Origin of the sequence: Paenibacillus sp. p3-SID867 (assembly GCF_025142895.1) — a bacterium.
Taxonomy (GTDB): Bacteria; Bacillota; Bacilli; order Paenibacillales; family Paenibacillaceae; genus Paenibacillus_AQ.
The window spans coordinates 55,422-68,133 of sequence record NZ_JAMBDM010000014.1 but is presented as its reverse complement, the minus strand read 5'-3'; the positions used below and the strand labels follow the sequence as shown (position 1 = coordinate 68,133).

The 12,712-nt window shown below is 51.7% G+C and carries 8 protein-coding genes; 7 read left to right on the top strand and 1 reads right to left on the bottom strand.

What is annotated here, in order from left to right:
- The first annotated feature begins 62 nt into the window (after positions 1-62).
- The 7 genes from M4D81_RS25035 to M4D81_RS25005 all read left to right on the top strand — a co-directional run bounded on the left by M4D81_RS25035 (position 63) and on the right by M4D81_RS25005 (position 9,280).
- Positions 63-1,634, top strand: a complete 1,572-nt coding sequence (locus M4D81_RS25035; protein ID WP_260068428.1) for an extracellular solute-binding protein — start codon at positions 63-65, stop codon at positions 1,632-1,634.
- Between the two features lie 33 nt (positions 1,635-1,667).
- Positions 1,668-2,630, top strand: a complete 963-nt coding sequence (locus M4D81_RS25030; protein ID WP_260068427.1) for an ABC transporter permease — start codon at positions 1,668-1,670, stop codon at positions 2,628-2,630.
- A 13-nt stretch (positions 2,631-2,643) separates the two neighbouring features.
- Positions 2,644-3,537, top strand: a complete 894-nt coding sequence (locus M4D81_RS25025) for a carbohydrate ABC transporter permease (RefSeq protein ID WP_260068426.1) — start codon at positions 2,644-2,646, stop codon at positions 3,535-3,537.
- Between the two features lie 53 nt (positions 3,538-3,590).
- Complete coding sequence (locus tag M4D81_RS25020) at positions 3,591-5,606, top strand: alpha-L-arabinofuranosidase C-terminal domain-containing protein (RefSeq protein WP_260068489.1); 2,016 nt, start codon at positions 3,591-3,593, stop codon at positions 5,604-5,606.
- Between the two features lie 231 nt (positions 5,607-5,837).
- Positions 5,838-6,332 (top strand): pyridoxamine 5'-phosphate oxidase family protein, encoded by a 495-nt coding sequence (locus M4D81_RS25015; RefSeq protein ID WP_260068425.1) that lies wholly within the window; start codon positions 5,838-5,840, stop codon positions 6,330-6,332.
- Positions 6,333-6,837: 505 nt separating this feature from the next.
- Complete coding sequence (locus tag M4D81_RS25010) at positions 6,838-8,136, top strand: hemolysin family protein (protein ID WP_260068424.1); 1,299 nt, start codon at positions 6,838-6,840, stop codon at positions 8,134-8,136.
- A gap of 76 nt (positions 8,137-8,212) precedes the next feature.
- Complete coding sequence (locus tag M4D81_RS25005) at positions 8,213-9,280, top strand: hemolysin family protein (protein WP_260068423.1); 1,068 nt, start codon at positions 8,213-8,215, stop codon at positions 9,278-9,280.
- A gap of 147 nt (positions 9,281-9,427) precedes the next feature.
- On the opposite strand, the gene lacZ is transcribed toward M4D81_RS25005, so the two are convergent.
- Complete coding sequence (gene lacZ, locus M4D81_RS25000; RefSeq protein ID WP_260068422.1) at positions 9,428-12,544, bottom strand: beta-galactosidase, LacZ type; 3,117 nt, start codon at positions 12,542-12,544, stop codon at positions 9,428-9,430.
- Positions 12,545-12,712 lie beyond the last annotated feature (168 nt).

Below are 12,712 nucleotides of genomic sequence, written 5' to 3'. Positions count from 1 at the left end.
CCAGGTGGTAAACGCTTACAAGTTACGCCTGGTGAATGAAGAGATATGGGGGTCGCTTATTTATGCGTAAACGCTGGGGAAGAAATGCGGTCATCACGATGATCGCTTCCAGCTTGATGCTGGCCGGGTGCAGTTCCGATGGAGGTTCGAAGAAAGAAGCTGCACCTGAAGGTACAGAGAATGTCGTTCATACTACAGGGTTTCCAATCGTAGAGCAGACCGTAGATCTCAAGATGTTCACCCGGATTGCGCCCGTGAACGGTCCGTTCAAGGAGATGCCGGTGTTCCAGGATTACGAGAAACTGAGCAATGTGAAGGTCGAGTTCATCGAAGCGCCGACGGACGGCTTTCAGGAGAAGAAAAACCTGTTGTTCGCCTCCAATGAGCTGCCTGATGCCTTGTTCCGCTCCGGTCTGTCGCCGCTTGAGGCCGTTCGTTACGGATCGGCAGGACAGCTGATCCCGCTGGAAGGCCTTATCGATGAATATGCGCCGAACCTGAAAAAATTGATGGAGGAATATCCGGAAATTCGCGCGGGCATCACAACGCCGGAGGGGCATATCTATGCAATTCCTGGCATTGTAACGCTTGGTGCGGCGCGGACGGATAAGAAATGGATCAACCAGATGTGGCTGGAGAAGCTGAATCTGGAGGTGCCGGAGACAACGGACGAACTGTATGATGTGCTGCTTGCCTTCCGCGACGGTGACCCGAACGGCAACGGGAAGCAGGATGAAATTCCGATGACGGCCCGTGTCGGATTGGCGATCGTGGCTGCGATGAGCGGTTCATTCGGACTGGATACGCAGCTCGGATATAACATCAACATCGAGAATGACAAAGTCAGCATCTGGATGGGCAGCGACAAGAATAAAGAGATGCTCATGTACTTAAACAAGCTTTACAAAGAGAAGCTTCTGGATCCCGAGATCTTCTCGCACACCGAAGCGCAATATTTGGCCAAGCAGGGCTCGGGAAATACGGGATTCTTCTTTGACCAGACCAACAATAACTTCTTGTCGATCCAGGACCAGTACACCGGAATCGCGCCTCCGGCTGGCCCGAGCGGAGATCGGATGCAAAGCCAGGCTTTGCCGATTGCGCGGGATTTTGGAGCTTTTGCGATCACGTCCATTAATAAATACCCGGAAGTCACGATGCGCTGGATCGATTATTTCTATAGTGACGAAGGTTCGACGCTTCTGAGGTTCGGCAGGGAAGGGGAGCACTACGAGCTCAAGGACGGAATTCCGTACTACACGGAGGATTTCCTGAAGGATATTACCAATCAGGCCAAAATCACGCCTTATGCGGGAGGAGGGGCACCTCATCTCATCAGCGAACAGGTTGCCTCGTTCATCAACCCACCGCAGGTACAGGAGGCGCAGCAGCAGCTGGATCCGTTCATGCCGAAGGTTCGTTATGCGGCTCCGATGTTTGACGAGCAAACCGCGCAGCAGGTCAACATTCTTCGCAACGATATCGACAAATATTACGAAGAGCAAAGCACGAAATTCATTGTTGGCGCGCTTAGCTTCGACAAATGGGGAGAATTCCAATCCACGCTCCAGAAGATGAAAATCGGTGAGCTGGAGAAATTGTATCAGGATGCCTATGACAAGATGCAGAAATAATGCTGCTACATCATGGATAAGGAGTGGATGCCCATGAAGCGTGTCAAAGCCGATTCATCGATGGCTCTGCCTCGAAGCGATTCGAGGCGGGGTTCCCGCCTATTAAGGCAAATGGCCAAGCGATATGACCTGTATCTCATGCTGCTTCTGCCGGTCGTCTGGTATCTGGTCTTTCACTATGGTCCGCTATACGGGCTGCAAATCGCGTTTAAAAATTTCAATCCGGCAAAAGGTATCCTCGGCAGCAGCTGGGAGGGCTTCGGGCATTTCGAACGCTTCTTTGATTCGTATTATTTCTGGCGGCTGCTGTGGAATACGCTGTCCATCAATTTGTTTTCTTTGTTGATTGCCTTCCCGATTCCGATCCTGCTGGCGTTGATCATCAATGAAATACGCAGCAAGACCTTCAGCAAATGGCTGCAGAACATTACGTACATACCGCATTTTATTTCGGTGGTCGTGATCGTTGGCATTCTAAACGTGTTCCTCTCGCCCAATAGCGGTCCGATCAATCTGTTAATCGAGGCCGTCGGCGGTACGCCGATCCGTTTTCTTGAGGAAGCCGGCTGGTTCAAGACCATCTTTATCGGCTCTAACATCTGGCAGAACATGGGGTGGCAATCCATTATCTATATTGCGGCGCTGAGCGGGGTGAACCCGCAGCTCTACGAGGCGGCCAAGATGGACGGGGCATCGAGGCTGCGGCGCATCTGGCACATCTCTTTGCCAGGAATCGCGCCTGTCGTTATCATTTTGCTCATTCTGGATATCGGCCATTTCATGAACATTGGCTTTGAGAAAATATTGTTGATGCAGAACAACCTGAATCTGGAATCAAGCGACGTCATCTCCACGTTTGTCTACACGACAGGCATTTTAAAGGGAGAATACAGTTATACCGCAGCGATCGGACTGTTTAATTCGGTCATCAATCTGCTCCTGCTGCTGTTCGTAAACCGGATTGCGCGCAAGACGTCAGAGACAAGCTTATGGTAAGGGGGGACGCGCCATGTCCAAGCCGTCGACAGTAAAAGAGGCCGCGAATGAACGGGTATTCGATGTCATCATCTACGTGATCGCCGCGATCATTATCGTCATTGTGCTGTACCCGTTGATCTTTATTGTCAGCGCTTCGTTCAGTGATCCGACCAGGGTATTGAACGGCGAAGTCTGGCTGCTGCCGAAAGGCGTAACGCTGGATGCCTACACGAATATTTTGCAAAATGAAAAGATTTGGACGGGATATCGTAACACGATCTTCTATACGGTCGTCGGCACAGTGATCAATATCATCATGACGATTTTGGCGGCCTACCCGCTATCAAGGCCTGACCTTCCGGGGCGAAATGCGATCATGGTGTTTATTACGCTGACGATGTTTTTCAGCGGAGGGTTGATTCCAACATATCTGCTGGTCAAGGATTTGGGAATGGTCGATTCGATGTGGGCGCTGATTGTTCCCGGCGCGATTGCCACTTACAATCTGATCGTGATGAGGACCTATTTCCAATCGAGCATTCCCTGGGAGCTGCAGGAGGCAGCCCATATCGACGGCTGTTCCAACTGGAGGCTGCTTTTCAGTATCATTCTGCCTCTATCCAAGCCGATCCTGGCGGTGATGGTGTTGTTTTATGCGGTAGGCCACTGGAATTCATTCTTTAATGCGCTCATCTATATTCGTAACGAGAATTTGCATCCGCTTCAGCTGGTGCTGCGCGAAATTTTGCTGATTAGCCAATCCGATGCCGTGGACGGCAGCGTGGGACTGGAAGAAAGCATCCTGCTTGCCGAGAGCATCAAATACGCGGTCATTATCGTCTCCAGTTTACCTGTACTGCTGATGTATCCGTTCGTGCAGCGGCATTTCGTTAAAGGCGTCATGATTGGCTCGATTAAAGGTTGATTTCCGATACCGATCGCACGGGCCAGCCTAAAATTGCTTGGGGAGGTTTTATGTTGAATACGAACGCAACGATTACCATTGATTGCAGCCGCAAGAGCGAGCATACGATCAATCCTTACCTGTTCGGTCATTTTGTGGAGGATATTCGGGATCATATGGAGGCGATGCTTGCGTTTCCACTGAGGGACATGGATTTTGAAAGCGAGGCGGAGACCAAGACGCCGGTGTCGGGAAGCTGGCGCGCCTATACCAACGGGCGCAACACCGGGTACGCCATGGAAGCCCCGGCGCCCCGGCATTCGGGACGCGCCCAGCGCATCCGGATCCTGAGCGATGACGAAGCCTATGCCGGCATCGCGCAGAAAGCGGCATTAAAGGGTCCGATGAAGTATACGGTACGGCTTGTTGCCCGCGCTTCCATCGAGCTTCAATACGCGATGGTCGAAGCCGTGGACCGGCGTACGGAAGAAACGCTTGGACAGCTTCGCGTGGAGCTCGCCAGCCACAACTGGCATGAATACGTGGGTGAGCTGTCGATCACACGCGCTTGCAGTGATGCCGAGATCCGGGTGTATGTTCCGGCCGAGCATCCAAGGTGGATCGATCACGTCTCCACCGGCATGCTCTGGATCGATCACGTGTCCCTGCTGCCGATCGATAGCATCGCGATGGTGAAGCGTGAAGTGATTGAGATGACGAGAGGGTTGAATGCGGGCATGATGAGGCTCGCGGGCAATTACATCAGCGCTTACCACTGGGAGCATGGCATCGGTCCGGTTCTGGAGAGACCGGTCATGTACAACGAAGCCTGGGGAGGATGGACCAGCAAATATTTCGGCACGGACGAATTTATCCGCTTTTGCCGCGAGCTGCAAGTGGAGCCCCTGATTTGCGTGAACGATGGATCGGGTACCCCTGAAGAAGCTGCGCAGTGGATCGAATACTGCAATGGGAGCGTGGATACACCCATGGGCGCTTTACGTGCCCGAAACGGTTTCCCTGAGCCATACAACGTCAAGTATTGGGAGATCGGCAATGAGGTATGGGGCCAATGGCAGGTCGGCACTTGTACGGCAGAACAGTTTGCGAAGCGGACCATATCGTTTGCCAAGGCGATGAAAGAGGCGGACGCTTCCATTGTGCTGCTGGCCTGCGGGCATTACGAGCAGGAATGGAACCGGATCGTGCTGGATCTGGCCGGCGAGTATATGGATTACTTGACGCTGCATTTATATCACGGCTATGGTCCCTTCGGCATGAACCGGGATACGCCGGCAGAGGAACGCTATAAAGCGATTGCCTCTTATCCCGAGTGGACTCGGCACCATGTTCGGAAGACAACGGAGTTGATCCGATCCGAGTCGAGGCATAGTCACGTGAAGCTGGCGATTACCGAATACAATACGATGTACTATCCGAATACGGTGCGAAAAGGGCTGCCGAACGAGCATACATTAGGTGCCGCGGTGGCCAATGCCGCCAACCTGAACGAAATGATTCGCTGCAGCGACATGGTGCATATCGGCAGTTTCTCCGATCTTGTGAATGGCTGGCTCGGAGGATGCATACGGGTCGGGGACTATTACGCGGATCAGTATTGCGGCAAGGAGCCTGGATGGAGCGGGCTTCCGCTCACGATTTACGGGACGCCGACCTATGAAGTGTTAAAGCTTTACGCGAATCGCGACGTCCGTCGTCTTCTCCCCGTCCAAGCGGAATGCGGCACTTTCTCCGTGGCATCAAACAAGGAGACGCCTATGGAGCTTGATGCGCTTCCGGAACTGGACATTGTGGCCGGCACGAATGACGACGGCAGCCAAGTCACCGTATTTATCGTTAACCGCAGCCTGGAGGAGGTAACGGCCGTACTGGATTTGCAGGCTTTCGAGGCTTCCGGGGAAACGACCCTTTATGAAATCACCGGCAATTCTTACGATGATGTGAACTCCGTGTTCCAGCCGGATTATATCGTGTGCCAGGAAAGTAAGGTGCCGGCAGAGGCATGGCAGCGGGGGCACCTGTTACGACCTTCATCTGTTTACGCGCTTGAATTCAAAGCGCGCTCATAGTGTGGCGCAAGGTACAAAGGAATGAAGCAAGCTTCTAGATGAATCGATCCGCAAAAAAAGTCGGGACTGCGCTGGCAGCTTCCGGCTTTTTTTGGTGCAGGCGACGGTTAAAACTTTGTCTAATCGTAATGGATGACTCAGCAAAGGAAAACGGAGTTATAAAGGATTCATCGTTTAACTTATTTATGGGAAGTGTAATTAGAGACTAAATACAAGGAAGGGGTGATTGAGATGTCAAACGGAGCCGTAGTGAACCGGGAAGCGGTCGAGACCGTGAAGGATATTATCAAGGATATTGAAACGGCGATGTTCTCCACGATATCGGAGGGCGGGATTAACTCCAGACCGATGCAAACGCAGGATATCGAATTCGACGGCGATTTGTGGTTTTTGACGAAAAGGGACACCAGCAAATATCAAGAAATTATGGCTAATCCCAACGTCAATATCGCTTATGTCGGCAAATCCTATGTATCGATTCGGGGAACGGCCCAAGCCGTGGACGACCTAGAACGGAAAAAGGCGCTCTGGAACGCGGCATATGAGAAGTTTCTGCAGACGTCCTATGACGATCCTAACATTATTCTGATCAAGGTGGATACGGACACCGCAGAGTATTGGGAAACCGGAAACAAAACCAAAACGGTAAAAGCCTTCTTCAAGAAAATGGTGGGCCAAGAGCCGGAGGGCGACTCGGATATTAACAAAACCGTTGATCTCCATTGATTACGAGGTACGATAATTAGCAGAGGGAAAACCGCAGGGTCCAGCCATGATCCTGCGTTTTTTATAGTATGTTAAATCCGCATGCGCATATCCTTCAAGACGGCGACCTTTTGGTTTGTTTGGATAATCACCGATATTGTGAGCATTTTAATACATAACAGGACAGATTTAACATATAAAAGAATATACCTCATCAAACAAGTGAGAATTATGTGAATTCGTATTGAAATCCGCTCCCAAACCATAACGTGCAACTGGATGGTTTGGCATCCGTTATGATATACTTTTTTCATAAATATGAAAAATAGATTCCAGGAGAGGAGGGAGTTCATTGGGAAGGCGTTATTGCAAATGGATCCAAATGCGGAATTAGGCTGTAATACTCTCATCTGCGAACTACCTCTTTTTTTATGGAAATATCGTATATTGACATGACCTGTTCTGATGCCCAAACATAGGGCATTTAATTCAATCTGGAGGTGAATCCCTCTGAAGAGGGAAATTATTGGACATAATTACCATCACTAATTTAATCATTCTTGCCATACTGATTGCGTTGACAGCTTTTTTCGTGGCGTCCGAGTTCGCCGTTGTTAAAATCCGCATGTCGCGGATCGATCAATTGATTGTGGAAGGAAACAAGAAGGCGGTTGTTGCCAAAAAGGTAGCCGGCGATCTCGATTACTATCTCTCGGCTTGCCAGCTCGGCATTACGGTGACGGCGCTGGGGCTTGGGGCCATCGGCAAGCCGGCCGTTGAACGTTTCATGTACCCCGTATTCGATTGGTTTGACGTATCGGCTTCAACGGCCTCGATTGCCTCTTACGCCATTGCGTTCATTCTCGTTACATTTTTGCATGTCGTGGTGGGGGAGATGGCGCCCAAGACCTTGGCTATTCAATTCTCGGAAAAGACGACGCTGCTCCTTGCAGCCCCGCTGTATTGGTTCGGAAAGTTGATGTATCCGTTCATTTGGGCGTTGAATGGGGCCTCGCGCGTGCTGCTTCGTTCGTTCGGCGTGAAACCTGCGCCGCATGAGCAGGCTTATTCGGAAGAGGAACTGCGCATCGTCATGGCGCAGAGCTTTCAGGGCGGCGAGATCAATGGGACCAAGCTGGCTTACATGGAAAACGTGTTTTCGTTTGATGAGCGGGTGGCCAAAGACATTATGGTACCGAGAACGGATCTGATCACTCTGGATAAAGGAATGAAATACCCGGACATCGTCCGTATTCTGGATGAGCACAACTATACGAGGTACCCTGTCATCGAGGATGGGAGCAAGGACCGGGTGGTTGGCGTCGTCAACGTGAAAAAGATGCTGCCCCACATCGTGGCCGGACGAGAACGCAGGCTGGAAGAATTCGTTCGGGACCTCCCGGTCGTGCTTGAAAATACACCGATCCAGGATGCCATGTTAAAAATGCAGCAGGAGCAGATGCATATGGCTCTGGTGATTGATGAATACGGCGGTACGGCCGGGATTCTGACCCTGGAGGATGTGCTGGAAGAGATCGTAGGAGAAATTCGCGACGAATTCGACGAAGATGAAGTAGCGGATATCCGGAAGATTGGGGAACGCGAATACCTGATTAGCGGACGGGTTCTCTTGGAGGAGCTTGAGAAGCGCTTCGGCTTGGTATTCGAGGATAACGAGGAGATGGATACGATCGGCGGCTGGATACAGTACCAGAAAGGCACAACAGCTCAAGACGGCGATGAGATTCAGCATGGCGAGCATATATGGGCCGTAGCGGAAACGGATAATTTTCAGATCAAACACGTCATTCTCAGACACGGATGATCCAGGGCGGGCATGATCTCCTGTACATTCAGACCATAACTTTTTTGGAGGTGAATCCCTCGCAAGAGGGAAATTATTGGACGGAATAATCGCGTTAAACTTATTTTTGGTTGCCGTGCTCATAGGACTGACTGCATTTTTCGTTGGCGCCGAATTCGCCATCTTGAAGGTGCGGCTGTCCCGGATCGATCAATTGATCGCAGAAGGGAATAAACGGGCGGTTACGGCCAGAAAGGTAGCCCATGAGCTGGATTACTACTTGTCCGCCTGCCAGCTTGGAATTACGATTACGGCCCTCGTGCTGGGCGCGCTGGGCGAGCCGACCGTCGAAAGGATGCTCCATCCGCTGTTTGAACGATTCGACGTGCCGGCGGCCGTTGCAACGGTACTTTCTTATGCCATTGCTCTTGGGATCATCACATTCCTGCACGTCGTCATCGGGGAACTGGCACCTAAGACATTGGCGATCCAATTTGCCGAGAAAATGACGTTGCTGCTGGCATCTCCCCTGTATTGGTTCGGGAAGATCATGTATCCGTTCATCTATGCACTGAATGGAGCCTCGCGTCTTCTGCTTCGAGTATTCGGTGTAAAGCCGGCAGGCCATGAATCGGTCCATTCCGAAGAGGAATTGAAGTGGATCGTGGATCAGAGCTACGAGAGCGGCGAAATTAACCAGACCGAGATGGGGTATTTGACCAATATATTTGCTTTTGAAGAGCGCACTTTGCGGGAAATCATGGTCCCGAGAGATCGCATCGTCACGGTAGAACGAGGGTGGCCCCTTGCCAATATCCTGGAAGTTCTCGGCGATTACGACTACACCCGTTATCCGGTGACGGAAGCGGGACGTGCGGAGGATTTCATCGGGTTTATCCATACGAAAGAGATGCTGACGGGCATAGCGGCCGGGAGAAACTGCAGCGTGAATGACTTTATTCATGACATGCCGCGTTTTCCGGAGTCGTCTTCGATTAAGGACGTCCTGATCAAGATGCAGCAAATCCGCGTTCATATGGCCGTCGTCACGAACGAATCCGGCGAAGAGATTGGTCTGGTGACGATGGAGGATATTCTGGAGGAAATCGTGGGTGACATCCGGGACGAATCGGATCGCGGCGAGCTGCAGGGTGCACAGGCCTAAGCGATGGCGAATAGCATCGGGGACGTTCTAAGAGATAATGCCTTTTGCTACCCGTTCGGTGGTGAGAGGACATGTTCTTGCGGAATCATGAAAAGAGCAGCTTCAATACGAAGCTGCTCTTTTTTGTATTTTTCCTATTGATTAGGTTCAGCGTGCTACCCCCATCGTAAAGCCGAAGCTGTACGTACGGTTCGCAGGCAGCGTGAATTCTTCATGGATTGGCGCTCCCCAGCTGTCGTCGCCGCCTACGCCCATTTGTTTGTAGTTTATGCGCAGGACGGTTTTATCGCTTGGCGGGAGCTTGTACGCATGGTCGCTGCCCTCGAGTTCCTCTGGCGTCCACGGCAGGGCGCACAACTCCATGAGGGAGGAGCTTTCGAACCGCAGACCTTCCCCGCTGCTACTTTCGGTGAGGCTCGCGAAGCGGACATCCGTTTTGTTTCCGCATTCTTGAGGTCTCAAATAAGGAACGAACTGATCGGCGACTCTTCCCGTGTATCGACCGATTTTGGCTCCCGTCTTTCGGTCCCAATAACTATCATGAGGCCCCCGGCCGTACCAGCTGAGTATATCGAGGCCTTCATCCAGCAAGAACAGCATGCCGATTTCCGGAATGTCAGGCAGACCGCTGCCCGGGACAAAGGTTTCTTGCACGCGGATGGTTCCATCCGGGAAGATTCGATACTCCAAGGTCAGTCCGGATATAGGAGTCGTCTCGATCTGGTAGTGACTGGAGACCACGACGGCAGGACCTTCCGTATGCCAGCGCAGGGACAGCAGTTTCCGCCGGTCGTGGGCCGTTCTCCACACGCCGCAGCGTTCAGGGAGCCGGTTGCCCAGATCGTTATCAGTCACGGCTCGCCAGAAATTCGGTCTGGCCGGTGCCAGCAGGTACTCCTTGCCGGATCGCGCGTAAGATGTCAGATCGCCGGTGCCCAGGTGGAAGTGTAACGAAACGGCTGAACCCGCGATGAGAAGCTCTTCATCCGATTCGGTAACTTCCAGAGTCTTCGCGTTTGAAAGAGCGTCCGTTTCCGATCTATTCGCTATATAGGGCGTTAGCTCAAACTGCTCCCAAGCCTCTTCATGTCCTGCGGGTGCCCACTTGGCGCTTTCCCTACGAACCAGGGAGACGGTGAGCACCGCTTCCTTTCCACCGTCCTCTATAGGGGAATACGGAATCTCGATTTCGGTATGGTCACCGGGCTGGAGCGAAAGCTGGAGCGTGCCGGATTGGCTTTCTTCTCCGTTCAGCTGAATGTTCCATCTCACAAGATACTGATCGAGATTGGTGAATAAGAAACGGTTGCTGACCCGAATCCGACCAGCAGCAATGTCCAAACATTCGAACTTGACGTTCTGGTAGCATTTTTTCACTTCGTCCAGCTTGGGGGTTTTGCTGCGGTCCGCGAAGATCAGGCCGTTTCCGCTGAAATTGCCGTCATGCGGCTTTTCGTTGAAATCCCCGCCATACGCTAAATATTCGATACCGTCGGCCGTTTGGGTACGGATCGCTTGGTCAATCCAGTCCCATATAAAGGCTCCCTGTAAAATGTCATACTTCTCAAACAGCTCCCAATACAGGTGAAGACCGCCGCAGGAATTGCCCATGGCGTGACTGTATTCGCAAATGATGTAAGGCTTGCTCGGGTTGCTGGTTGCATACTTCTCCACTTCCTGAGGTTTTGCATACATGGTGGATTCCATATCGCTAGCCGCCTCGGACGCCCTGTAATGAAAGATCCCTTCATAGTGAACGAGCCGCGATGGATCGGCCTCCTTCAGGAAATCGTGCATCGCAATGAAGTTGTCGCCTCCAAAGGATTCATTGCCAAGCGACCAGATGATGACGGAGGGGTGGTTCTTGTCTCGTTGAAACATCGAATTGCAGCGATCCAAAACATTGTCGCGCCACTCGAGCTTGCTGCCGGGGACCGTTTCTTTCAGTTCCTGCTGCCCATACTCCCATGTTCCGTGCGTCTCCAGATTCGTCTCATCGATCACGTATAAGCCATATTCATCGCAGAGATCATACCATGCGGATTGATTCGGGTAATGGGAGGTCCGTACCGCATTAATGTTATGCGTCTTCATCAGCTCAATATCGGTGATCATGTCTTCGCGGCTAAGCGCCCGTCCGGTATCCGGGGAGAATTCATGCCGGTTCACGCCTTTGAACAGAATGCGCTGACCATTAATCCGCATCAATCCGTCCTTCAGCTCGAAGCGGCGGAAGCCGGTGCGGCAGCTTACGGCTCCAAGGCATGCTCCGTCCGTATCCTTTAATGCCAAAACGACGGTATACAGATAAGGCGATTCCGCGCTCCATTTTCTTGGTTCGGGGACGTTCATGCTCAGGGTGAAGGTACTCTCCTCCAGAATGTAATCCGCTATGGCGAGCGTTTGTTTCCGAACCAGCTGACGGTCCTGGTCGTATAGAAGCGCCTCAAGCTGAAGCTTGTCCTTATCGATGGTTTCATTAAAGTAATTCATAACGGTTGCATCGATCTCGAGCTCGGCATCCCGGTATTCGTCATCAAGAATCGGCCGCACGAAGAAATCGGAGATATGGATGGCCGGGGCGGAATAGAGGTAGACCTCGCGGAAAATCCCGCTAAGCCTCCAGAAATCCTGATCCTCCAGCCAACTGGCGTCACACCAGCGATACACTTCTACAGCCAATTTATTCTCGCCATCGATCAGATAGGGCGTAATATCGAACTCGGCCGGCGTAAACGTATCTTCGCTGTATCCGACCATCTCGCCGTTCACCCATACATAGAAAGCGGATTCAACACCTTGGAAGCTAATATACACGGGCTGTTCCTTCCAAGTGTCCGGCACCGTAAATTCACGGATGTAGGAGCCTACGGGATTGTATCGCGTTGGCGCGAAGGGGGCTTTCAATTCAGGCTCCGATTCGGACCAGGGGTATCTAACATTTGTATATTGAGGATAGTCATACCCTTGAAGCTGCCAATGGGAAGGGACGGGCATGTCGGCCCAGCTGCCGGAATCATAATCGACCTCATAGAAATTCTGGATGCGCTTGTCAGGGGTTTCGGCAAACGCAAACTTCCACATCCCGTTCAATGACTGATACCAGGGGGACATGGAGTGGGCACGGTTCAGCGCCTCAGACTCCGACGGGAACGTCATCATGTATGCATGGGCTTTGTGACGGTTCAGCTGGAAAATATTAGGATTATTATTCCATTCGGGATAACCGTTTGCAGGTGCCTGGTAAATGAATTTGGTACGCAATGTGCTCAGCTCCTCCTAGATTATGGTTTCCTTCTACTGTCAGTATAGAGGTTAATTCGCTCCAAGAGTATAAAGAAGTTGCGTTTTTCTATTAAAAAAGACAGCTTGATTTACTCACCAGAGTGGTCAGCGGAGGGGGACTGAGTTTTTTTGGCTGCAGGCCGTATG